Source organism: Bradyrhizobium sp. 61 (assembly GCF_023073075.1).
Lineage (GTDB): Bacteria > Pseudomonadota > Alphaproteobacteria > Rhizobiales > Xanthobacteraceae > Bradyrhizobium > Bradyrhizobium barranii.
The window spans coordinates 496388-519928 of record NZ_JADPIU010000084.1 but is presented as its reverse complement, the minus strand read 5'-3'; the positions used below and the strand labels follow the sequence as shown (position 1 = coordinate 519928).

The following is a 23541-nucleotide window of genomic DNA, read 5'->3' as shown; positions in this document are numbered from 1 at the left end:
AGTACTGATGGCTTCCGCGCTGCCCAAGGGAGAAAGCATCTCCGCTCGGATGGAGTCCGTTGAGGGTCATTCAACAGGCTTCGACTACCTCAGGATACTTCTCTCTACGGCCGTCCTCTTCATCCATAGCAAGACGTTTACGCTGGGCGCAGATGTCCAGACCTTCAAGTCGCTGGTTGACTCGACGGTCCGCGTCGGCATGTTTTCCGTGGCGCAGCCCCCGATCTACCAGCCAATTCTCTGGGCAGTGGTGCCGGCTTTCTTCGCCCTTAGCGGATTCCTTGTTTCAGGAAGTCTGCATCGTTCAAAGACGACAATCGGCTTTCTGTTGCTGAGAGTGCTGCGTATTATCCCGGCGCTTTGTGTCGAGTCGCTTCTCGCAATGCTGGTGCTCGGTCCGCTCGTGACCAGCTTCACCTTGGCCGCGTATTTCAGTGATCCCCTGTTTCGGGCATATCCTCTCAATATCATCGGCGATATCCAATATTATCTGCCTGGTGTCTTTCTTAACAACCCTGTGCCGCGTGTCGTGAATCTGCAGCTCTGGACCATTCCGGCGGAGATGTACTGCTACGCAATCCTCGCTACCGTGCTCGTCCTGCAGCTCGCACACCTGCGCCGGACCGTTCCGCTCGTCACCGTGGCGACGTTCATCTGCTTGCTGGGAATGCAGGCACTGGGAATTCATGCGCCGGCGGACTGGTCTGCAGGCGACGGGAGAGTGCAGATCGAGACTCTCGTCCTCGCGTTCTTGATCGGCGTGTCCTTGTTCGAGCTCAAGGACAAGGTTCCGCTGCGAGCTGACCTGTTCGCTCTGTCGGTCGTGCTTTCCTACGCCCTGCTCTGGGGCGGAGCGTTGCAATATCTGGCGATGATCCCGATCGCCTACGCCACCGTCTTCGTCGGGCTTTCCAACTTCCGAGAGACGTTTGTCAATCGGACGGGCGACTACTCCTACGGAGTGTACCTGTATGGGCTGCCGGTGCAGCAGCTCCTCGTCCACCTCTTTCCGGAGAACAGGAACTGGCTGCTCAGCTTTGCCATGGCTTATGTCCTCAGCTTGGCGTTCGCGGCGCTGTCCTGGCATCTCGTCGAATCGAAGGTCCTGGCGAAGAAGAGGGTTATCGTCGCTGCTGCCGAAAATTTCCTGAGGCCTTTGTCATTCCGGTTACCATGGGGGCCCGCAGCCAAGCCAGTCTCCGCTCCCCCCATAGCGATGGTGCCGAAACCGGCCGACGTGAGCTGATATCACGGGACGACAAGATCGGGGCTCGGCCGTCCCGGCTCGTCCCTCATCGGCGCAGATAGCGATATCCGACATAGAGCCCAACGAGATTCAATACGACCTCTCCCGCCACGAAAGCATAGACGCCAAGCATGGAAACCAGCATGTAACTGACCAGCATTCCCGCCACCGAGCCGATCGCCAGAGCCCCGGCGGCGAGGCCATACGCTCCCGTCGCAGCCAGGGCCTGCATCATCATCAGCAACAGCGACATCGTGAATATCGTCGGCGCGAAGCCAGCGATGACAATCGCAGCCCGGTGCAAGCCGAAATCCGGCACTTGCGCAGCGATGCCGGCGGCGACGGTAACGCCGATTGCAAACATCGCCGCGCAATAGAGCGCCATTCTCTGCGCCCCGAGCATATTGCCGAGGCTCTGCTTTCCGGCTGCCGACAGTTTCTCGACGAGGCTTGGGAATTCCACCCTCAGCACGAACCCTACGATCTGGGTCGATGCCGTCACGATCTGCTTGGCGTACACGAAAAGGGCGGTCGTCTCGGCGCCGAGATAGACCGTGCTCAATACCAACTGAACGCGCATGTTGACCTGCCCCGGCAAGATCTGGAACGACAGGGCACAGCCGTCCGTCAGTGCCCTTGTCAGGCCCGCACGTGTCACCCTGTGAAATCGCGGGTACCAGCCCTTGCGCGCCAGCGTCGTCCATTGCGCGATCAACGTCACGAGATAGCCTATGGAAAAGGCGCCGCCCAGGATCGCGCCTGCTGCGGCAGCCGACTTGTGGGCCGCCAGGGCGAGGCCGGCGGCGGTGACCAGGTAAGCCACCGATCCCGTGATTCCGCTGATGCCACTAAGTCTCAGGCCGTCGAGCAGACCAACCCCGTTGACGGCCCACAGCAGCAATCCGGGGAGCGCAAGGGCGACGTACCATCGCGAAAACTCGTCAGTCGAGAATCGCCAGACATACAGGGCTGCAGCGGCACCGACGATCAAGGCCACCGTGATCCTTATCGCGCTCGTCTCGCAGAATGTCCGCCATACCTCGCCGCGTGCCTCTCGGCCGCTCGGTAAGCGGGCGACTGCCCGGGCGAGTGTCGTACTCGCACCGGCGTCAACGAGGACGATGCACAGAATGGCAAAGGAATAATGCGTGCCGAATGCGGCGAGAAGTTCGTACTCGCCTGCGGCCACGAGTACGGTCTGGACAATGAATATCGCCCCTTGACCGAGGCCGAACCCGGCGACCAGCAGCCCGATGTTGGCAATCCGCCTCCATTGGCCATGGACGGCTCTCACCCAGCCGACGACACGCGCTGGTATAAGCCCGTATCGAGACGCCGCAGGGCTGCGCGTTCCATCCGAGGCGTTGGAGCTCGCGACACTTGTTTCAACCATGATGTCTTCCGGGGCGGGCGTCGTTACCTGAACCTACGGCTGGCAGCGCCGATGTAGACCAATGTTACACGAATTGATACCTCACATAACCGGTCCGATGACAGCTCGCGGATCATCGCATAGCTCGCCGTTACAGCCGCCGATGTCACAGTCTTGTGCAATTCGGAACGTAAGGAGTGGGGTCGGGTCAAGCAGAGCGGGAGTTCGTCCCGGCCATCGGGCCTTTGAGGCAGTGTGCGGTTCGAGCGATGCGTGACGAGCGACGGATATTGGATCGGGCGCTGTCCTTGCATGACAAGGGGGACATCGCGGCCGCCGCCAAACTGTATCGACGCATCATCGATGCCAATCCCAATAATCTTCACGCCGTGCACTTCCTGGGCGTGGCCGAGGCAGCGGCGGGAAATATTGATCGCGCAAAACTGCTGATGACACGGTCGTTGCAGTCAAAGCCGGTCAACGTGGAGTTCATTGAGAATTACGCGGCCGTGCTCCACCGGGCCGGCGAGCATGACGAGTTGGTCCGGCTGTGCCAGCACGGACTACAATTCGCGCCGACCAGCCTCGGACTTCTGCATGGAAGCTCGGCCGGGCTTTTGGCAATGAGCCGCTATCCCGAGGCCATCGAGCAACTGACCCGCCTGTTGGCACATCACCCCCGGCATTTTCCGGCCTACTTCATGCTGGGTTCGGCGCTGGCGAAGTCGCACCAATATGAACCGGCACTCGCTTCGTATGACCAGGCATTGCAGTTGAACCCACAGCTCGCGGAGGCGCATCTCGATAAGGGAACGATCCACTTCGCGACCTGCCGTTACAACGACGCGCTCTCGGCCTATGACAACGCCCTCACGCTGCGGCCCGACCTTGCGGCAGCGGCACTCGGCCGCTGCTACGCCCTGATCCAGCTGGGCCGGCGCGACGAAGCTCTGGCTGCCGCGGACCACACATTGAAGCTGAAACCCGACCTCCCCGAAGCATGGGCTGGCCGCGGCAACGCGCTCCTCGATCTCGGTCGCCTCGAGGACGCTGCGGCAGCGTACGACCATGCGCTCACCATCGGGCCGTACCTCGCGTCGGCCTGGTCCGGACACGGCAATATTCTCCTTCGATCAGGCCGTCAGCGCGATGCGGAGGTCGCGTTCGATCGCGCCATCGCTGCGGATGCCGCTTTCGCCGAGGCCTGGCTCGGGCGCGGGACTGTGTTGCTGTCCCTTGGCCGTCACCACGATGCGGCGGCGGCTCTCGACCGCGCCACAGTCCTGAATCCCGGCCTGGTGAGCGCCTGGCTGGCGAAGGGTCAGGTCGCCTACCTCGAGAAACGTTACGACGACGCCTTAGTCGCCTGGAACAGGGCTCTCGACCTCAATCCGGATCAGTCCGCCGTGGCCGCCGCCTGTTTGCGCGTCAAGTTGCATCAATGCGATTGGACGGATTTCGAGAGTGGTTGTGCCTCGGTCAGGTCATCGGTCCGAAGCGGGAAGCTCGTCTCACCGTTCATGTTCGTCGCGATTCCGTCCACATCGGCCGAGCAGCTTCAATGCGCGCGCACGTGGGCCGAGAACAACTTTCGTCTCCAGAGTTCGCCGGTCTGGCGCGGCGAGCGCTACACTCACGACCGTGTCCGCATCGGCTATCTCTCGGCCGATTTTCATCAGCACGCGACTTCGCAGCTGATGGCGGGCGTCTTCGAACATCACGACAGGACGCGCTTTGAAATCACCGCGATCTCGGTCGGCCCAAACGACGGCTCGGACATGCGCCGGCGGATCGAAGCCGCGTTCGAGCGCTTTGTCGACGCCAAACCGCAAAGTGACACTCAAATCGCCGAGCTTGTCAGGGCTCTGGAAGTCGACATCCTCGTCGATTTGAAAGGATATACCCAGGACGCACGCACCGGCATCTTCGCCATGCGTCCCGCGCCGATCCAGGTCAATTATCTCGGCTTTCCCGGCACCATCGGTGCCGGCTTCATCGACTACATCGTCGCAGACCGAAACGTCATTCCCGAGCCCGATTTCGATTGCTACGCGGAGAAAATCGCCTGGCTTCCCGAAAGCTATCAGGCAAACGATCGCGACCGTGCAATTGCGGATCTGATTCCTGTCCGCGCCGAGCACGGCCTTCCGGATGACACTTTCGTGTTCTGCTGCTTCAACGACAACTACAAGATCACGCCCGACGTTTTCTCATCCTGGATGCGGATCCTCGCCGCGGTGGAGAACAGCGTGCTGTGGCTGTTCGAGGACAATTCAACGGCTGCGGACAATTTGCGTCGAGAGGCGCAGGCAAGGGGCGTCGCGCCGCGTCGTCTGGTTTTCGCCCAACGGCTCCCCACCTCCGCGCACCTAGCGCGGCATCGTTGCGCGGACCTTTTCCTCGATACAGTTCCGTACGGCGCTCATACGACCGCCAGCGATGCGCTCTGGACCGGACTTCCGGTCGTGACCTGCCTCGGCGAAACATTCGCGGCGCGTGTCGGGGCGAGCTTGCTCAATGCGATCCGCCTGCCCGCACTGATCACGACGACGCCGGCGGCCTACGAACAATTGGCGATCGAACTGGCGAACGATCCCGCCAGGCTCGCGGCGCTGAGAGCGAAGCTGGCCCGCGATCGACTGACGACACCTTTGTACGACACGGAGCAATACACGCGTGATCTGGAGACGGCATACGCGGCCATGATGGAGCGGCACATGGCGGGATTGCCGCCGGACCACGTCCGGGTGCCGGGAACCACCGTCTGACAAGCGCACCCGCAAGAGGGACGATTTCCTTGAACCTGCCAGCATCTTTCGTCGATCGATCGACGACCAACCCGGGCAAGCACCGATTGACCGCTGGTGCTGCCGCAATTTTCCGCGCTCGCAGCCCTTCAACGATTGCAGTTATCGGGTCTTTCTGGGCGTGGTGCGGCCTCCTTTCCTTCCCCATGATTGACCTGAACCCGGACTTCGCGGACGTTCCAACTTCGTTTGCCCTGGGCGGCACGGTTCTGATCGGACAGATTACCGGAATCGCGCTGTTCGCCACGACGGTGTCCTTGATGCACGCTTCGCGGGCGTTCGCCAGCCTGGGGCGATTGAGCCTCGCCCAGGTCGCGATCATTGGCATCATCTACCTGTCTGTTGTCCTACAATTGCACGATGACGAGGCGGCGACGTTCGTTGGCGTTTTTTACACCATTCTGCTCATGCTGACTGCTTTGATGCTGTCTGTCGTATGGACGCTGCCACCGGACGACACCGAAACCTGCATGAAGGTGGCATCCATCATATTTTGTCTGTTCGGCATCTCCGCGCTGGCCGTCCTGGGATTACCGCAAGGCCGCAATGTCGGGGGTATTCAACCAAATCTTTTTTCCGCACCGTTACTCGCAGGCTTCATTCTGTCGCAGTTTCACGCGGGGAAAACGGGTATCGTCGTCAGGATCCTGTGCTTCTCGATGGCCGCTCTCGTCAGCTCGCGGTACGCCTTGATCGGCTGCATTTCCGCGCTTGTCGTGCATGACTTGACCTTCAATTCCCTGCGCCCGTGGAAGGTTGCCGCGGCGATCGTTGCGTTGCTGTTGTGCATATTCCTTTGGCCGCAGATTGCCACCTTTCTCGCGCTTGACGATTCAAGTCGAGATCTGTCTTCAGGATTCACAGGAAGGGATGAATACTGGTACGCGGCCCTGGCGACGATCATGGATCATCCGCTCGGCATCGGATTCAAGCGCGCATCAGCCTTTGAGGCCGGGCACAATGGCTACCTGAAGACGCTGGTGGAATTCGGAATCGTCGGGGGCGGATTGATAATCCTCTTTGTCGGTTGCGTCATTGCCGCTGCACGCGCCGAAGCAGTGCGATCAACGGGGAAGGATCGGCAGCAACGCCGCTTTGCCTGTGCCCGCTTGGGCGGATTGGTCGCCCTGGCGTTTGGGGCCTTCTTCCAACCCCAGTTGTTCAGTCTCGGCGACGCGTTCGGTGTCTCGCTCCTATTGCTGCTGTTCAAACCTGAAATGAAGCCGGTATCCGGTCGCGCAGCAATTACGTGAGCGCAGACCGCGCAACGATCGCGAGCTGATTTCGCCTCCACCCGAGGTCGCTTCGTTCACTTCGCGTTCTGTCGCTGCGCCGAGATGCCGAGGACCAGGCGCAACTTGCTGTTGTCGGCGCTGCCCGAGGTGGTCTGGACGACCAGACCATCGATGAACAGAAAGGGCATGCCGGCCTCCAGGTCATAGAGGAGCGGCTGAAGAGATGCTGAAGCGAGCTCGATGTTGAACGTCGCCGAGACGAAGCCGGATTTGGCGAGCGGTCCCTGGACATCGACCTGCGACGACAGCGTGTTGCCGTTCACCCGCTTGGTCGCCGCGAGCACCCGCTGGAGCAGCACGGCGCTTGCGACCGAAGCCGTCTGTCCTTCGAGGAACGCCGAGCCAGTGGGAACGCTGATATCGGCCCGGACGGCGGGCGGCGGCGTAGCACGCCGGGCCTCCAGCGTCTGAAGGATCTCCGCGGCTGACGCCGCAGCATCGCGGCTACCCAGGATCTCGATCACGGTCTGCACTGTCGTGAACGCGAACAACACCACCAGCGCCACATAGGCCGCGACCGCGGCGACCGGTAAGCGCGTGAGATATCCTTCGAACTTCTGCATGCTGATCATGTGCCCGGCCCGAATTGCGGCTTGATCCTGGTCTCGATGTGGAAGCGCTCGCCCGCCTCGTTGGCGGCGCGCGTCGTCGGTGCGAAGAAGGCTGCGCTGGCGAAATGCGGCGACTGCTCCAGGATCTGGATCAGCGACGGGGCGTCGCTGGTCAGACCCGTGATCTGGAGCTTGTCGCCCTCGATCCTCAGCTCGGTCGCGTAGGTGTGGTCGGGCAAGAGGCCGGACAGCTCTTCCAGCACCATCACGGCCGACGGCATCGTCTGCTTGCGGCGCGCCAGGATTTCGAGCGGCGAGCTGCCCTGGCCGCCCTGCCCGCCGCGCGCGAGCGCGCGGCGCTCGGCGATCCGGCGCTGGGTCTGCTGCAGCTGGGCATCGTAGGAATCGGTGGCGATCCCGCCGAGCCCGACCGACAGCATCGCCAGCACGCCGGTCGTCGCGAGAACTGCGATCAGCGCAAAGCGGAGCCGGCTCGAGCCGCTTTGCCCGCCGACGCGCTGATGATAGACGGCGACCCGCTCCATCCCGGGCGCCGAGGTCGATATCTCGACGGCGGCCGCGCCTGCATCGAGGAGAGCTTGCGACAACGACGTCACCGCCGCGCGCGCCGTCGCCACCACCGTCAACTCGACATGGTCGTCGGCGATCGCCTGCGGCGGCGTCCAGTGAAACACCGCTTCCGCCGAGCTCCAGGGTGTCAGCCGATCGATCTGGGCACGGATGATGCCGTCGAGAAACTCGACTGCACGTCCCGGCAACTCCAGCGGACGAAATACGAAGCGCGATGGTTGAAGCGCGAGGTCGACCATCGCACCCTTCATCGCCGCGGACCATTCGCCCGACAGCGGTTCGCTGATCACGCCATCGACGACGTTGATGCGACCGGGCGGCAGATCGGCATCCTTGCTCGTCGTCGAGGCAAGGCGCAGCGTCAGGGCGCCCTCCTCGTCCTCGCTGATCGCGATCTGCCGCGCACCGCGCGTTCGTTCGAGCCGCGCGCTCACCGTGCGCGCAACGCTGTCGATCCACAGCGACAGCGCGGCTGCGATTTGACTGGGAATACTCATCGGCTCTCCCGCGGCCTTGGCCGCCCTCCTCGATCCGGATCAACCTCGTCGGTCCATGCCAGTACGCGGAAGGCCTCCTTCTCGCCCGGTCCCGGAATCCGGATCACCGCCTCGGGCGTTCGTTGCCGGCCGTCCCGCAGCGTGATCCGTATGCGCACCCGATAGGCGTCGCTCGCCGATATCGTGGCGCCGGGCTGCCGCCCGCCGAGCGCGCCGATGACGAACTCTGGATTGTCGGGCGGCAGGTCCGCGCGCTGATTGAGGAAGGCGTCGAGCCTGGCCGTCGTCATGTCCGGCAATGCCGCGATCACCTCCGGCGCGGCATCGAGCACGTTGACCTCCGCAATACCGCTGTAGACGGTCACGAAAGGCATCGCATGCTCGACCAGCGCGACCGGCAGGCCGAGCACCAGCCACAGCTCATCGGCGCTGGCGAATGGCGCTTGCCTTGGCACGTAAGCGAGGTCCGCCGCAGCATAGGCCGCCGGCTCCGTATCCCGCCCGTCCGGTCTCGGCGTGCGCCGCCAGGCGATGACACGCGCCGCATATTCGTCTGCTGCTTCCGCCGGCGCGCCGAGCGCCCTGAACAGGCCCGCGATCATCGCACGCGGCGCCATGTTGAGATTGATCCGTGCCGATTCCGACATGTACTCGACGCGCACGGAGGCATCGGCCAGGCGGAAGCCGAAGCCGCCATGGGTCGGACGCCGCATCGTCGCGGGCGCCGACAATTGGTAGGCGGCGAGCTCGACACCCGCCGAACCCAGCATCTCCCATTGCGTCGCCGCGTCCAGCGCCGAGAGCGCATTGGCCGATTGCGCGATATAGACCGAAGCGACGGTCGCAAGCGCGGCCAATCCCGCGAGCAGCCACAGGGTGGCGACGACGATGAACCCGTCCTGCGCTGCAAGCTTGCGTCTCAGTCGAGCGGCGGGACTGGTCATTGCGTCGGCCCGTTACCGGATTGCGTCTGCGTCGCCTCCTGCTCGGTCGACGGATCCGGCCGCGGCGCGCTTGTCTCGACATGGATCCGCGCGGCGCTCGAAATCACGGTTCCGCGCTCGACATCCCTGATGTCGAAGCGGACCGACATCGGCAGTTCGCCGGAGTTGAGCCAGCGGCTGCCCCATTTGCCGTCAAGGCCGGCATAGGCGAAGCTGATGCGATATGGCAGCCGCAGCAGCACGACGGGATCGACGAACGGAATCTGGTCTGCCCTGGGATCTCCCGCCTTCAGCAGCACGAACGGCGCGCGCATGCGCACCAGTGCCGGACCGTTTCTGTCGTTGATCTCGGAGATCCGCACGATCTCCAGCCCCGGCCGACCATTCGGGCCGAGCACGGAGCGGACGAACATCACGGCCTGCTCCCCGCCGCGAAACAACGGCAGATTGTCCGACCGCGTCACGTAGTCGGCCGCCGCCAGATCGGACGTGAGCCGGTCGAGAGCGACCGCGACCTGCTCGTTACGCTGGGCACGGATGATGCCGCGGTTCCAGCTCGGCAGCCATTGCCCGGTGACCGAGGCCAGCGCGCCCATGATCAGGCCCATCAGTGCCAGCGCAACCAGGGCTTCGAACAGCGTGAAGCCGTCTTCGGCGCGCCATTGCCGGGCGTCGGTCATCAGCTCCCGCCTCTGCTCTGCAAGCGGATCGTTTCGAAGGACACCATCGCCCCGCCCGGCGCCTGCACGCGCAATTCGACGCGCTGCGGGACGAACCGCGACTCCGGCACGACAGGCACATCGTCGAGGAATGGCGTCATGCGCATCTGCCAGCGGTGGCCGGCGACCCGTCCGCGCAGATCATCAAGCATCGGCGCTCCGGCGCGCGGCAAGGTGGACACCACCACGCGCGCCGCATTGACGAGGGCGGCATGCTGCTCGAGCTTCCAGGCGCCGCGCGAATTGGTCGCGACCAGCGTTCCAATCGCAGCGAGCACGATCGTTACCAGTGCGAGCGCCACGACGGCCTCGATCATGGTGAAGCCGGCTTCGCGCCGGCGGCTAGAGGACTTCCTGCGCGACAATGTCCACGCCTCCCGTCAGCCAGTTCACGCGCACCTCGACGGCGTTGCCGAGGCGTGTCAGGCGGATCGTGCCGCCGCATGACATGCCGCTGGCGAAAAAACTGATGGTCGAGAACGCCGGCCGGCCGTTGCAGCGTTGCGGCAGCAGCGCGTCGAACACCACGTCCTGCGGCACCTGGATGATCCAGGGGCCCGACCCCGACCTCACGGTACGTGCCCGCGCGTCCACAACGGCGCTGACCGCGCCGTAGCGCGACAGCGCGGCGTTGCGGTCGGCCTTGAGCAGGGCCGCAACCTCGATCGCATAAGCCTCGAGCCGCGGCCGCGAGGTCTGCGACGGAAAGCGCGGCAGCAGCACGGCCGCGAGCATCGCGACGATGGCCAGCACGCAGACCATTTCGAGCAGCGTGAAGCCGGCCTCGCCCGTATCAGTTCGCTCCGGAGACAAGATCAGTCGACGTTCCCGTCCCGCCTTCCTGTCCGTCGGAGCCGAGCGAGCGAATTTCGTAGGGCGCGCGTTCCGCCGGCTGCTTGTAGACATAAGGATTGCCCCATGGGTCGTTGGGAACGTTGCCGCCCTTCAAATACGGGCCATTCCAGGACGCCACGCCGCTCACGGCATGCGCGAGGGCGCCCAGTCCTTCCGAGCTGGTCGGGAAGCGTCCGGCGTCGAGGTAGAACAGGTCGAGCGCGCTGCTGAAACTCTGGATCTGGATCTTGGCCGCCTTGACGCGGGATTCGCTGAGATAGTTCAGCACCCGCGGGCCGACCAGCGCCATGATCATGCCGATGATGGTGATGACCACCAGCATCTCCACCAGCGTAAAGCCTTCCTCGCCGCGACGCCGGCGGCGGCGCCTCGGCGGAGGGAACAGCCCCTTCTTGGAAACGCGGATCATGCGAACCCTCCCCTTCTCAACCGACAACTTGCGTCACTGACAACAGCGCCGTCATGACCGACACGATCAGGCCCCCGACCACGACGCTGATAAGGATGATCGCGGCAGGCCCGATGATGGCGACGACGCGATCGAGCTGCCGCTGCAGCTTTTCCTCGTAGAACTCCGCGACCCGGCCCGACAGCGTCGGCAACTGCCCGGTCTCCTCACCGAGCCGCAGCATCCGCACCGCGACGGGCGGCAGCACGGCCGAAGCGGCCAGCGCCTCGGCGAGCCTGCCGCCATGACGCACGCGGTCGGCCATCGCCGCCCAGGCCTGCACGTTTCCAGTCGCATTCATGATGTCGATCAGGATGCGAAGCGTCGCCGTCAGCGTCACGCCGCTGCCGAGCAGAATACCGAGATTGCGCGAGAACAGCGCGGCGCGGTGGAATTCGACCACGGTCGAGATGACAGGCAGCCGCGCGATCTGCGTCACGATGCTGGCGCGGACCGATGGCCTGCGCCACGCCAGCCAGCCACCGATGACGGCGATGGCAACCACGGCGCCGACCTCGAAGCCGTGACCGCGCAGGATGTCCGACAGCGTCAGGAACACCTCGATGACGGGATCAGTCTTGGCGTTGAAGTCGCGCAATACCGCCGAAAACTGCGGAAGCACGAACGTGACGAAGAAGATCAGCACGCCACCGGCCGCGAGCAGCACGAAGGCAGGATATTGCAGGGCGCCGGTCACCTTGCGGCGCAGGGCTTCCGCACGTGTGCGCTCGGTCCCGATCGTCTCCAGAATGTGGTCCAGCGTGCCCGACATCTCGCCGACCCTGACCAGGGCGACATACATGGGCGGAAACAGCGTCGGCTCGCGCGCAAGCGCTTCGGCAAAGCTCTCGCCGGACATGATCGCGGTCTTGATGGTATTGACGACCGGACGCAGCCGGCTGACGTCCATGTCGCCTGCGAGTAGTTCGAGCGCATCATTCAACCGGGCACCGGCCTTCAGGAGCAGAGCAAGGTCGCGCGTGAAGATCGTGACATCCGCCGGCCCCGGCTTCGACAACGTCAACGACGCCAGCGAGAGCGACCAACCCTTGGCTTCCTCCTCGGGCCCGGCATCGATCGCGACCAGGCCGAGATATTCGATGCGCTGGGACACTTCGGCGAGGTTGGCCGCCGTGATCGAGCCGGAGACCACCTCTCCCTTCTGCGTCAGCGCGCGATAGCGAAAGTTCGGCATCTCGTCACCGCACGGTGGTTACGCGCAGGATCTCCGCCGCCGAGGTCATGCCCGACAGGCATTTGGCGAGGCCATCCTCGATCATGGTCGTCATGCCGTTGCGGATGGCCACCTTGTCGATGGATTCCCAGTCGGACTGTTCCTCGACCAGCGCGCGGACTTCCTCGTTCATCTCGAGCACCTCGAACACACCGATACGGCCGCGATAGCCGACATTGCCGCAGCGCTCGCAGCCGACGGGTTCGAAGATGACATTGCCGACGGACAGACCGACCGCCGTGTAGCGCGGATCGGCCTCGACGTCGGCATGGGTCAGCGGCCGGCTGCTCTTGCAGCGGTCACAGAGCTGGCGGACCAGGCGCTGCGCGATCACCGCGCGCAAGGTCGAGCGCAGCAGGAACGCCTCGACGCCGAGATCAAGCAGGCGCGGCACGGCGGCCGCCGCCGTCTCGGTGTGCAGCGTGGTCAGCACGAGATGGCCGGTGAGCGCTGCGTGGATCGCGACATGAGCGGTCTCGGAGTCGCGGACTTCGCCGACCATGATGACGTCGGGGTCCTGGCGCACGAAGGAGCGCAGCGCGGTGGCGAAGGTCAGACCGATCGAGGGCTTGGCCTGCGACTGGGAGATGCCGGGGATCTCGTATTCGACGGGATCCTCGATGGTCAGGATCTTTCGGGTCGGCTCGTTGAGCAGCGACAGCACCGTCGCGAGCGTCGTGGTCTTGCCGCTGCCGGTCGGGCCGGTGACGATGATCATGCCGTGCGGCAGTGCCAGCATGCGCCGCAATTTGCCCTGGTCGCCGGGCAGGAAGCCGAGCTTGTCGATCGACAGCAGGGCGCGGTCCCGCGGCAGCAGGCGGATGACGGCGGACTCGCCATGCTGCGTCGGCATGATCGCGACGCGCACGTCGATCTCCGAGCGCGCCGCCCGCACCCGCGCGCCGCCGTCCTGCGGCAACCGGCGCTCGGCGATGTTCAGTCCCGCCAGGATCTTGATGCGCGAAATCACCGCCGCCGGGGGCACGCCGTTCGGTGTCGCGACATTGCGCAACAGCCCGTCGACGCGCATCCGTATCACCAGCGAGACGCGGCCGGGCTCGATATGGATATCGCTGGCGCGCAGCTCGACGGCGGTCTCGAACATGTCGTTGACGGCGCGAACGACCGGCGCACCGCTGGCGAGGTCGCGCAGATTGTCGATGTCGTCATCCTGCGCTGTGGCATTGACGGCGGTTTCGGCGCTCGCGCTCTCCTCCTCGCCGAGACGCTGGTCGAGCACGGTGGCGATATCCTCGAACGAGGCAACCTTGATGGTCGGCGCCGCGCCAAGCACGATTGCAGCCGCCTGTATCGAGGCCCGGTCCGTGGGGTCGGCCAGCACAAGCACTGGCGATCCGCCAGCGGGCTGACACGGGAACACCGCCATTTCGCGCAGGAACCGGCGCGAAAACTGCTGCGCGCGGGATTCCGTCGCCATCATCTCCTGAAGCGTGACGCGCGGAAGCTCGAAGAACAGCGACACCTCGTCGGCGAATTCGCTCGCCGACAATTCACTCATTTCCCACAGCTTACGCAGACCACCTTCGGCGGGGCGGGACCCATTCGGCCTGCCGAGCTTGTCCGCGTCCGGCTTCAGGCCAACCTTCTGGCTGAAACGAGCGACGAACTCGTGCGCATTCGGGGAGGCCATGAACGTCTACCGTAGTCACTCTGACGGCCGCAGAGCGGCGAGCGGGCCGTTTACCTTAGTTTTCCGATTGGAAATGTGACGGCATGATCGATCGCAATATCGTCCCCGGCCAGTCACAACATGATCGAACAGAACGTCCTTGATGTCCCTGCGCAATTTTCCGTCGCATCACATTCTCACAACAAGCTCGCGCGACGGGCGCAAGGCTAACAGAATTCGTAACACACGACTGTCATACGAGAGGGTTAAGCAAGCCGCATTCGGCCCGCCCCGCCTCGACGGGAACAACAGCGGGCGGCGCGTGAGTGAGGCAGTCCAGTGAGCCGAGCAACATTCCGGATCGGCTTGGCTGTCCAATGCGCTGCCATCTGCGTATTGCTCGGATCGTGCAACACGGTGAGCGGCATCGCCGATGCCGACACCAAGGATCCGGATGTCTTCGACAAGGTCCGCTCGGTTGACCTGTTGCCGCGCTATCCGAACCAGTTGCCGCAGCACGAGCTCTCGACCGGCCCCCGCGCGAAGACCGCGATCTATGCTGCGGTTGCCAGCGACGATGCGCCAACCGCCACCTCCTCGCAGCAAGCGGCGGTCAGCACCGACCGGTTCGAGCTCAATTTCGACAATTCGCCGGTCGCATCCGTCGCCAAGATCGTGCTCGGCGACATCCTCGGCGTCGGCTATGTCATCGATCCGCGCGTCCAGGGCAATATCAGCCTCTCCTCGGGCCGCCCGATCCCCAAATCCGACGTCGTCTTCGCGCTCGAAAACGCACTGCGGATCGGCGGCGTGGCGCTGGTGCGCGACGATACCGGCTACCGGCTGATGCCGCAGGGCGACGCGGTCGGCGTCGGCGGTGCGGACGCCTCCGATCGCATGACACCCGGCTACGGCATAACGATCGTGCCGCTGCAATATGTCTCGGCGCAGACCGTCATCAAGCTGGTCGACAGTTTTGCCACCAAGCAGGGCATGATCCGCGCCGACACCAGCCGCAACCTGATCCTGATCCAGGGCTCCGGCAGCGAGCGCCGCAACGCGGTCGATCTCGTGCTGAGCTTCGATGCGGACTTCTTGAAGGGACAGTCGGTCGGTATCTTCCCGGTGCAGAACAGCAATCCGGGACCGATCATCGCCGAGCTCGAGAAAATCGTCGATTCCGGCGAAGGCGGCATGACGCAGAACGTGATCAAATTCCAGTCGATCGCCCGGATGAACGCGGTGCTCGCGGTGACGCGGAAGCCGGAGCTTTTGAACCGTGTCGAAACCTGGATCCGCCGCCTCGACACCACCAATACAGGCCGCTCGGCGGTCCACGTCTACCGCGTGAAGTTCGGCGACGCCCGGCAGATCGCGCGGGTGCTCAACGACGTCTTCGGTTCGAGCAGTTCATCCGGCTCGTCCGCCTCTCAGCTCGACAGCCCGGGTGGACAGGTCGCACCAGGATCCGGCCTCGCCTCGAGCTCGAGCGGCGGCTCTGCGCTCAGCCGCCTGTCGGCCTCGCCCAATCAGTCGAGCAGCGGCTTTGGTTCGAATTCAGGCGGACGCGCCGCAAGCGCGGGTGCTTCCGACGCGTCTACCGGCAATCAGGCCGCCTACGGTTCATCATCCGCTTCGCAAGGCGGCGGCAGCCTGTTCGACAACTCCTCCACAGGACAGAATTCAGGCCGCGGCGGCGCAGGTCCCGGCAACGTTCTCGACGGTGTCCGCATCACTGCCGACAGCGTCAATAACACGCTGTTGATCTATGCGAGCCAGGAACAGTACCGGATCATCGAGCAGACCATCAAGGAGATCGACCAGCCGCAGCTCCAGGTCGCCATCGACGCCACCATCGCCGAGGTGACGCTGACCGACGATCTCCAGTACGGCATCCAGTCCTACATCATGAGCCGCGATGTCGGCCTGAAGCCCAACACCGGCTCGGTGGGCTTCAACGGCGCAACGTCGGTCGCCGCGGCGGCAGCCGATGTCGTGCTCCAGCGCGCCATCCCCGGCTTCAACTTCCTGGTCGGCTCGGCGCAGACGCCGCGCGCCGTGCTCAACGCGCTGCATGCGATCACCGACGTCAAGGTGCTGTCGAACCCGTCCGTGGTCGTGATCGATAACCAGGTCGCGACCCTCCAGGTCGGCGACGAGATCCCGATCCAGACCGGAAGCGCAACCGTGCTGACCGGCAACAACACCATCGCCAACACGACCGACTATCGCAGCACCGGCATCATCCTGCGCGTGGTGCCGCGGATCAATGCCAACGGCAATGTCAGGCTCGATGTCGAGCAGGAGATCTCCAATCCGGTCAGCAACTCGTCGTCAGGGTCGTCCTCGACGTCGACCAACTCGCTGACGCCGACGGTGTCGACCCGCAAGGTGCGCAGCTCGGTCGCGGTCGCCAGCGGACAGACGGTCCTGCTGGCGGGCCTGATCAGCGACACCCAGACCAAGAGCCGCGCGGGCATTCCGGGCCTCGACCAGATTCCCGGCCTCGGCGAAGCCGTGTTCGGGCAGACGGACAAGCAGGTCAAGCGCACCGAGCTCATCATCTTCATCCGGCCGCAGATCATCCGCGACGGCGCCGATGCTCATTTCGTCGCCGAGGAGCTGCGCACCAAGCTGCGCGGCACGATCAACGCGATCGGGCCGAAGCCTGCGCCGACGACCTACCGCTGAGCCAGTACAAATTGCCCGAGGAGCGGTTCACATGATCAGGTCCAGCAGACTCTTGATTGCCGCCATCGTGCTGGGACTTGCCTCGACAAGCATCGCCCACGCAGATTCCCTCGGCGCCGGAACCGGCGCCTTCAACCGCGGCGACTACAATACCGCTGCCCGTCTACTGTTGCCGCAGGCCGAGCGCGGCAATGCCCGCGCGCAGGGGATGGTCGGCTTCATGTACGCGACGGGCCAAGGCCTTCCGCAGGCCTATGACGCCGCCGGCTACTGGTACAGGCTGGCCGCCGAGCAAGGCGACACCACGTCGCAATATCTGCTCGGCCTCGCCTACGACAAGGGCCAGGGCGTGCCGCAGGACGACATCGCCGCCTACAAATGGCTGAACCTCGCGGCTGCGCACGCACCGAGGAAAACGCGCGAGAATTTTGCAAAGCTGCGCAATGCGGTCGCCTCGAAGATGAGCCGCGGCCAGATCGCGGCCGGCCAATGGCACGCGCTGCGCTGGCCCGAGGAGTCGCCGTTCTGATCGACGGCGCGGGCCGCAAGCTGCGGGGAACGCCGTCATATCATGATGTGACGGCGTAACGCCGGTCTTAACGGAAATCATACCATCACCGCCGCCGGCCCGGCCGACATCGCGCGGATCGGTACAATTTGAAGCAATAGCTTAGTCGGATCGCGAGCTGTCTCTGCCAACGTCCCCTGCACAGGGAGCGTCGGGGCACGACATGGCGGGAAATCGCAACGCAAAGCAGAGACTGACGACGCTGGCGGCCGCCGGCCTTGCCGCGGCCTGCCTGTCGATGGCGCTGCCGGCCCATGCTTTCCTGGCCCGCCCCACCCTGTTTGCTGCGATCGGCGCCGCGACCAAGGCACCGTCCGGCTGGCAACAGTTCTGCGCCGAGAATGCCGAGGACTGCCGGCCCGGCGCTGATCAGGCCCGGGACGTCGTGCTCACGCCCGAACTGCTTCAGCAGCTCTACGAGACCAACAAATACGTCAATGATCGCGTCGCCTGGACCAGCGATGACGCGCTTTACGGCAAGGCCGAACGCTGGACCCTTCCGCTTGATCGCGGCGATTGCGAGGACATCGTCCTGCTCAAGCGCAAGATGCTCGCCAAGCTGGGCTGGCCGCAGGGATCGCTCCTGATCACAACGGTCGAGGAGCCCGGTCCGGCCAAAGGTCGTCACGCCGTACTCACCGTCCGCTCCGACCGCGGCGAGATGATCCTCGACAACCAGACCCCGGAAATCCTGTTCTGGTACGAGACCAAATACCGCTACCTGTCGCGGCAAAGCGCCACCGACCCGAACGTCTGGGTGGCCTTTGGCTCCAACCGAAGCCGCCGGCTTTTCCCGTCGAGCGTTAATTCCCCGTAGAGCGACCCTGAAGACCGGCCTCTCGGCCACGGCGCGCCGCGCGGTCGCCGGTCATGCGCAACAGTCCGCATGACCTCGCAAGACGTCCGGCGTTTCGCCGCACCTTCTTGTTCTGAACATCACTATAACATTATTCGCGCGTTATGATACAAAATATATCATTAGCTACGGAATGATTCCCATTCCGAGTTGTATCATCATCGCGACCATCCCCATTAGCGCTCATTTGAGGCATCAATGACCACTCAAGTTGTATTTGGCGGCACGACAACGATCTCCGCCCCCACCACCACGACCTACATCGTCGTCTCGGGCACGCTCGACGTCGCCAGCGGCGGCGTCGTGTCCGGCGCGACCGCGGTCGGCCCCGGCACTGTCATCATGATCGAGGCCGGCGGCACCGCCAACAACTCGACCATCGCCGGCGGTGTGCAGTACAATTACGGCACGGCCAACGGCGTCGTCATCTCCAACGGCGGCACCCAGCACGTCTATGGCGGCACCGCCAGTAACGTCGTGATCAGCGCCGGCGGTTACCAGGACGTCATGAACGCCACCGTCACCGGAACGACGCTCGCCGGCTTCCAGCAGGTGCATGTCGGCGGCGTGACCTACGCGACGGTCATCGTCAACGGCGGCAACGAATTCGTGGCGGCCGGCGGCACCACCAACGGGACGATCGTCTCGTCGGGCGGCCTGCAATATGTCGGCGAGGACGGCACCGCCAACGGCACCGCGATCAACAACGGCGGCTATCAATTCGTGCTCGGCACCGGCAACGACACCGTCGTGTTCGGCGGCGGCGTCCAGGAAGTCGCCGGCACGACCAACAACACCACCGTCAACAGCGGCGGCATTCAGCACATCGTGCTGGACGGCACCGCGATCACGACGACGGTCCAGGCCGGCGGCTTCCAGCAGGTCAACAGCGGCAGCGTGCAGGGTAGCCAGGTCAGCGGCGGCCTTCAGGTTCTCGGCACAGGCAGTTCGACCGACACAGTGGTCCTGTCCGGTGGCAGCGAATATATCGGCTCCGGCGCTTCGGCGACGGGAACGACGGTCAACGCCGGCGGCCTGCAATATGTGGACGTTGGCGCTTCGGCGGCTTCCACGACGGTCAACGGCGGCTTCGTCTTCGTGGCTGGCACGGCCTCGGGCGCGACCGTCAACAGCGGCGAGCTCGATGTGGCTGGCAGCGCCAGCAACACGCATCTCGCCGGCGGCGCCGAATACGTCTATGCCGGCGGCGTCCAGAACGGCGTCGATTTCGCTGGCTCGGCTTCGACGCTCTATCTCGAGGATGCGTCCGGCCTGACCGGCACGATCTCGAATTTCGAGATCGGCGACGTCATCGACTTCCGCAACCTTGCTGTGACCTCGTACGAATTCGATGGCGCGACGCTCACGCTGACCACCAGCAACGGCTCGCTCGCCTATCAATTCGCAGGCGTCGAGGCCGGCACCGCGTTGAACGTCGCCTCCGACGGTCATGGCGGCACGTCCGTGTCGCTGTCACTGCTCTCGCAGTTCTCGGCGAGCCTGGTCCCGGATGCAGGCGAAGGCGCGGTCACGCAGCAGGGCTCCGATCCCGAGGGCGCTTCGCTCGTTCACGCCCAGAGCTGACCTGAGACGACGTTGCTGTACCAGGACAAGTCCCGGTACAGCTTCCTCGGCTGTCGAGCCCTGCTCCGGCCAAGGCCATCGGCGCAAGCCTCGCCACTCTTCGCTCATCAAATCTCAGACGCAACAGGTCGCGCGCCATCGAGGGGCAACCCGCGAGCACGTCCGTGCGACGGCGGCTCCAGTCACGCCTGCCTATGCGGGAGGCATGCCCAGCGCGAGATTGCATACCATTTGGAGCACCCGCCTCGGCTGCACCCGCGGAACCTCTTCATATCATTGATATAACGTTATTTCGGACAAAATGCCGCATACCGCGCAAAAATGTATCATAAAATATCATAAATAGATCGTTTAGAGCCCGTGCAGGTTCGGCGCATGCCTCCGCAACAGGCGGTCGCAGCGCGGAATTCAGCCCTTCAGCGCTCCCTTTAGCATCACTTGAGGTATGTTATGACCACCGTCGTAAAAATAGGTACCGAATTTCAGGTCAATAGCCAGACGGCTGGCAGCCAGTGGTATCCCTCCATTACCGGCCTCACCAATGGCGGCTTCGTCGTCACCTGGCAGGACGGCCTCGCCGGCTCCACCAGCGGCAGCAGCACGCTCGGCGACGCCAGCGGCTCCGCCGTCCATGCCCAGCTCTATGCGGCCGACGGCAGCAAGGTCGGCGGCGAATTCCTCGTCAACACCCAGACCAACGGTTCGCAGGCTGCTCCGGTCGTGACTGGCCTGTCCAACGGCGGCTTCGTCGTCTCGTGGCAGGACCAGAACTCCACCAGCGGCGACATCAAGGCCCAGATCTACGGCGCGAACGGCGCCCCGGTCGGCGGCGAATTCCTGATCAACTCCGTCACCGCCAACAACCAGAACACCCCGGCCATCACCGGCCTGCCCAATGGCGGCTTCGTCGTCGCCTGGACCAACCAGGGCAGCGTCGCGCCCGACATCAAGGCCCAGGTCTATGACGCGAACGGCGCCAAGGTCGGCTCCGAATTCCTCGTCAACTCCACCAGCGCCAACTTCGATCAGGAGCGCGCCTCGATCGCAACGCTCAGCAACGGCGACTTCGTCGTCACCTGGAACGATTTCCGCACCGGCAATTGGGAAGTCCGCGGCCAGGTGTTCCACCCGGGTGCGAGCGGCGCGACCAAGGTCGGCTCCGAATTCACCGTCGACACCGCCTATTACAACAGCCGCATGGTTGCCGGCGTGACCGGTCTTGCCAATGGCAATTTCGTCATCAGCTTCGAGGACACCAGCGGCGAAATTCGCGCGCAGGTCTTCACGGCTGGCGGCAGCAAGGTCGGCTCGGAATTCCAGGTCAACACCCAGACCGGTGGCAACCAGGGCTTTTCGAGCATCACCGCACTGACCGGCGGCGGCTTCGTCGTCACCTGGTCGGACGAAGGAACGGCCGACGGCAGCGGCTCCGGCATCAAGGCGCAGGTCTATGATACGGCCGGCAACAAGATCGGCGGCGAGTACATCGTCAACTCGCAGACCAACAGCTATCAGTACTATCCGACCGTTTCGGCGCTCGCCAATGGCGGCTTCGTCATCAGCTGGCAGGACTTCAGCCAGACGCTTGGTGACAACTCCTCCTACGGCATCACCGCGCAGGTCTTCAACCTGTCGAACGCTCCGACCGCGCCGACCATCGTGTCGGTCACCGATGACGTCTCGCCCAACAGCGGCGCGCTCGCCAACGGCGCCAGCACCAACGACACCAACCTGACGGTCCGCATCGCCACCGGCAGCAACTTTGCCGGCGACGTCGTGCAGCTGTTCGACGGCCAGACCGCGATCGGCTCGGCAGTCACGCTCTCGCTCGCCGACATCGCGCGCGGTTACGTCGACATCCAGACCGGCCTGCTCGGCAACGCGGCCCACGCCATCACTGCGAAGGTCACCGATACGACCGGCGCCGTGAGCGATGCCGCCTCGGCGATCAACGTGACCGTGGACACGGTTGCCCCGGCCGTCGGCGTCACCGGCGTGACGCTCGACACTGCCAACCTGCCCACCTTCACGGTGAGCGGCACCACCGAAGCCGGCCTTCTGGTCTCGGTCTATGACGGTGCGACCCTGGTCGGCACCACCACGGCTGGCGCCAACGGCTCCTGGAGCCTCGCCGGCCTGACGCTGGTGGAAGGCGCCAACAACCTGACCGCCAAGACCACCGATGCAGCCGGCAACGCCGGCACCTCGACCGTCTTCGCGGCGCCGACGCTGGTCTCAACCGGCGCGGTTTCGGTCACGGGCGCATCGACGACCTCGCAGGGCTATGTCGTGCTCGGCGACGGCACTCTCGATGTCGTCACCGGCGGCAACGTCTCCGGCCAGATCACGATCGGCAATGGCGGCGTCGTCGACGTCCTCAACGGCGCGACCACTGAGCATACCGACATCCTCAGCGGCGGCGTCCAGTACGACTACGGCACCGCGAACGACACCATCGTTCACGCGGGTGGCCAGCAGCACGTCTACTTCGGCGGCAGCGCCAACGGTTCGACGGTCGAGGCCGGCGGCTACCAGGACGTCTACTCGAACTCGACCGTCACCAACGTCAGCCTCAGCGGCAACCAGCAGGTGCTGGCGGGTGGAACGGCCATCGACACCACGGTCTATAGCGGCGGCTACCAATATGTCGGCGATGGCGGCACCAGCGCCGGCACGCTGGTCAAAACCGGCGGCTTCCAATACATCGATGCCGGCGGGTCGGCCAGCGACACCGTGATCGACGGCGGCTTCCAGTATGTCGACGGCACGGCGACCGGCGGTTCGGTCGGTGGCGGCAACTCGCTGGGCGGCGGCGTCGCGACCGGTGTGACCGTCAAGAACGGCGGCGCGCAGCACGTCTACCACGGCGGCAGCGCGATCGGCACGATCGTTGCGGCTGGCGGCTTCCAGGACGTCTACCACGCCACCGTCTCCGGCACGAACCTCAGCGGCAATCAGCAGGTGCTGGATGGCGGCATCGCCGCGAACACCGTGATCGAGAACGGCGGCAATTCGTACATTGGCGCGGGCGGATCGGTGACGGCGACCACGGTCAACGGCGGCGGCCTGCTCTATGTCGACGCCGGCGGCTCGGCCGCGTCCACGACGATCAACGGCGGAGTCGGGTTCGTGATTGGAACGGCGTCCAACACGACGCTCAACAGCGGCGAACTCGACGTCGCAGGCACCGCCGACAACACCCACCTTGCGGGCGGGGTCGAGCATGTCTTCGCCGGAGGCGTCCAGAACGGCGTCGACTTCGCCGGCTCGGCTGCAACGTTGACGCTCGAAAGCGCGTCCGGCCTGACCGGCACGGTGTCGAACTTCGAACTCGGCGACACGATCGACCTGCTCAACACGTCGGTCTCGTCGTTCACCTTCGACGGTACGACACTGACGCTCGCCACGAACTCGGGCAGCCACACCTACCAGTTCGCTGGCGTTCAGTCCGGCACCGAGCTCAACGTCACCGACGACGGCCACGGCGGATCGGCGATCTCGCTGTCTCTGCTGGTGCAGCAGTCGGCGAGCATCGTCCCGGACGCCGGCGAGAGCAGCCTCGTGCCTTCGGACACGACGCAGCAGCAGCCCACGCTGGCCAGCCACGGCTGATCGGCCAACACGATCTGCGCACCGGGGTCCCCGCCCCGGTG

General features: G+C 64.5%; 18 protein-coding genes. 8 read left to right on the top strand and 10 right to left on the bottom strand.

The features are described 5' to 3' along the window. The first annotated feature begins 7 nt into the window (after window positions 1-7). A complete protein-coding gene (locus tag IVB46_RS35825; protein ID WP_247308490.1) occupies window positions 8-1246 on the top strand; it encodes an acyltransferase in 1239 nt (412 codons plus the stop codon). Window positions 1247-1292: 46 nt separating this feature from the next. Here IVB46_RS35825 and IVB46_RS35820 read toward each other — a convergent pair whose 3' ends face one another. After that, entirely contained in the window at window positions 1293-2639 is a 1347-nt protein-coding gene (locus tag IVB46_RS35820; protein WP_247308489.1) for an oligosaccharide flippase family protein, read from the bottom strand. Window positions 2640-2887: 248 nt separating this feature from the next. On the opposite strand from IVB46_RS35820, the gene IVB46_RS35815 reads away from it, so the two are divergent. Together IVB46_RS35815 and IVB46_RS35810 are read left to right on the top strand one after the other, a co-directional pair. Further along, window positions 2888-5386 (top strand): glycosyltransferase family 41 protein, encoded by a 2499-nt coding sequence (locus IVB46_RS35815; protein ID WP_247308487.1) that lies wholly within the window; start codon window positions 2888-2890, stop codon window positions 5384-5386. Between the two features lie 29 nt (window positions 5387-5415). Beyond that, complete coding sequence (locus IVB46_RS35810; RefSeq protein WP_247344630.1) at window positions 5416-6678, top strand: O-antigen ligase family protein; 1263 nt, start codon at window positions 5416-5418, stop codon at window positions 6676-6678. Window positions 6679-6734: 56 nt separating this feature from the next. Here the strand turns inward: IVB46_RS35810 and gspM are convergent, their stop codons facing one another. The 9 genes from gspM to IVB46_RS35765 are packed head-to-tail and all read right to left on the bottom strand — an operon-like array spanning window position 6735 to window position 14078. Next, window positions 6735-7292 (bottom strand): type II secretion system protein GspM, encoded by a 558-nt coding sequence (gene gspM, locus IVB46_RS35805; protein WP_247308483.1) that lies wholly within the window; start codon window positions 7290-7292, stop codon window positions 6735-6737. Then, a complete protein-coding gene (locus tag IVB46_RS35800) occupies window positions 7289-8359 on the bottom strand; it encodes a PilN domain-containing protein (protein ID WP_247308481.1) in 1071 nt (356 codons plus the stop codon). The genes gspM and IVB46_RS35800 overlap by 4 nt, the downstream gene beginning before the upstream one ends. Then, window positions 8356-9303: a type II secretion system protein GspK gene (locus IVB46_RS35795; RefSeq protein ID WP_247344627.1), complete on the bottom strand. Its 948-nt coding sequence runs from the start codon at window positions 9301-9303 to the stop codon at window positions 8356-8358. The genes IVB46_RS35800 and IVB46_RS35795 overlap by 4 nt, the downstream gene beginning before the upstream one ends. Then, window positions 9300-9983, bottom strand: a complete 684-nt coding sequence (locus tag IVB46_RS35790; protein ID WP_247308478.1) for a prepilin-type N-terminal cleavage/methylation domain-containing protein — start codon at window positions 9981-9983, stop codon at window positions 9300-9302. The genes IVB46_RS35795 and IVB46_RS35790 overlap by 4 nt, the downstream gene beginning before the upstream one ends. After that, on the bottom strand, window positions 9983-10387 hold the full coding sequence (locus IVB46_RS35785; RefSeq protein WP_085402756.1) for a prepilin-type N-terminal cleavage/methylation domain-containing protein: 405 nt from the start codon (window positions 10385-10387) through the stop codon (window positions 9983-9985). Before IVB46_RS35785 ends, IVB46_RS35790 begins: the two co-directional genes overlap by 1 nt. Next, window positions 10365-10835 (bottom strand): prepilin-type N-terminal cleavage/methylation domain-containing protein, encoded by a 471-nt coding sequence (locus tag IVB46_RS35780; protein ID WP_256468685.1) that lies wholly within the window; start codon window positions 10833-10835, stop codon window positions 10365-10367. The genes IVB46_RS35785 and IVB46_RS35780 overlap by 23 nt, the downstream gene beginning before the upstream one ends. Further along, entirely contained in the window at window positions 10816-11286 is a 471-nt protein-coding gene (gspG, locus tag IVB46_RS35775) for a type II secretion system major pseudopilin GspG (RefSeq protein ID WP_166351418.1), read from the bottom strand. Before gspG ends, IVB46_RS35780 begins: the two co-directional genes overlap by 20 nt. Before the next feature lie 16 nt (window positions 11287-11302). Beyond that, the gene (locus IVB46_RS35770) at window positions 11303-12520 is read right to left on the bottom strand and encodes a type II secretion system F family protein (RefSeq protein WP_085402754.1); all 1218 of its coding nucleotides are present in this window, start codon (window positions 12518-12520) and stop codon (window positions 11303-11305) included. Window positions 12521-12524: 4 nt separating this feature from the next. Continuing rightward, a complete protein-coding gene (locus tag IVB46_RS35765; protein ID WP_247309109.1) occupies window positions 12525-14078 on the bottom strand; it encodes a GspE/PulE family protein in 1554 nt (517 codons plus the stop codon). Window positions 14079-14606: 528 nt separating this feature from the next. Here IVB46_RS35765 and gspD point away from each other — a divergent pair. The 5 genes from gspD to IVB46_RS35740 all read left to right on the top strand — a co-directional run bounded on the left by gspD (window position 14607) and on the right by IVB46_RS35740 (window position 23500). Then, the gene (gene gspD / locus IVB46_RS35760) at window positions 14607-16880 is read left to right on the top strand and encodes a type II secretion system secretin GspD (protein WP_247308476.1); all 2274 of its coding nucleotides are present in this window, start codon (window positions 14607-14609) and stop codon (window positions 16878-16880) included. Window positions 16881-16911: 31 nt separating this feature from the next. After that, entirely contained in the window at window positions 16912-17409 is a 498-nt protein-coding gene (locus IVB46_RS35755) for a tetratricopeptide repeat protein (protein WP_247308474.1), read from the top strand. A 202-nt stretch (window positions 17410-17611) separates the two neighbouring features. After that, window positions 17612-18265: a transglutaminase-like cysteine peptidase gene (locus tag IVB46_RS35750; RefSeq protein ID WP_247308472.1), complete on the top strand. Its 654-nt coding sequence runs from the start codon at window positions 17612-17614 to the stop codon at window positions 18263-18265. A 237-nt stretch (window positions 18266-18502) separates the two neighbouring features. Continuing rightward, window positions 18503-19888 (top strand): hypothetical protein, encoded by a 1386-nt coding sequence (locus IVB46_RS35745; protein WP_247308470.1) that lies wholly within the window; start codon window positions 18503-18505, stop codon window positions 19886-19888. Between the two features lie 450 nt (window positions 19889-20338). After that, on the top strand, window positions 20339-23500 hold the full coding sequence (locus tag IVB46_RS35740) for an AIDA repeat-containing protein (protein WP_247308468.1): 3162 nt from the start codon (window positions 20339-20341) through the stop codon (window positions 23498-23500). Window positions 23501-23541 lie beyond the last annotated feature (41 nt).

Bases quoted from the DNA above. Each gene is read 5' to 3' on its own strand.
- IVB46_RS35800 (WP_247308481.1), bottom strand. From the start codon at position 8,359: ATGAGTATTCCCAGTCAAATCGCAGCCGCGCTGTCGCTGTGGATCGAC.
- IVB46_RS35745 (WP_247308470.1), top strand. From the start codon at position 18,503: ATGACCACTCAAGTTGTATTTGGCGGCACGACAACGATCTCCGCCCCC.
- IVB46_RS35825 (WP_247308490.1), top strand. From the start codon at position 8: ATGGCTTCCGCGCTGCCCAAGGGAGAAAGCATCTCCGCTCGGATGGAG.
- IVB46_RS35820 (WP_247308489.1), bottom strand. From the start codon at position 2,639: ATGGTTGAAACAAGTGTCGCGAGCTCCAACGCCTCGGATGGAACGCGC.
- IVB46_RS35750 (WP_247308472.1), top strand. From the start codon at position 17,612: ATGGCGGGAAATCGCAACGCAAAGCAGAGACTGACGACGCTGGCGGCC.
- IVB46_RS35740 (WP_247308468.1), top strand. From the start codon at position 20,339: ATGACCACCGTCGTAAAAATAGGTACCGAATTTCAGGTCAATAGCCAG.
- IVB46_RS35790 (WP_247308478.1), bottom strand. From the start codon at position 9,983: ATGACCGACGCCCGGCAATGGCGCGCCGAAGACGGCTTCACGCTGTTC.
- gspG (WP_166351418.1), bottom strand. From the start codon at position 11,286: ATGATCCGCGTTTCCAAGAAGGGGCTGTTCCCTCCGCCGAGGCGCCGC.
- gspM (WP_247308483.1), bottom strand. From the start codon at position 7,292: ATGATCAGCATGCAGAAGTTCGAAGGATATCTCACGCGCTTACCGGTC.
- IVB46_RS35770 (WP_085402754.1), bottom strand. From the start codon at position 12,520: ATGCCGAACTTTCGCTATCGCGCGCTGACGCAGAAGGGAGAGGTGGTC.
- IVB46_RS35765 (WP_247309109.1), bottom strand. From the start codon at position 14,078: ATGAGTGAATTGTCGGCGAGCGAATTCGCCGACGAGGTGTCGCTGTTC.
- IVB46_RS35815 (WP_247308487.1), top strand. From the start codon at position 2,888: ATGCGTGACGAGCGACGGATATTGGATCGGGCGCTGTCCTTGCATGAC.
- IVB46_RS35795 (WP_247344627.1), bottom strand. From the start codon at position 9,303: ATGACCAGTCCCGCCGCTCGACTGAGACGCAAGCTTGCAGCGCAGGAC.
- IVB46_RS35755 (WP_247308474.1), top strand. From the start codon at position 16,912: ATGATCAGGTCCAGCAGACTCTTGATTGCCGCCATCGTGCTGGGACTT.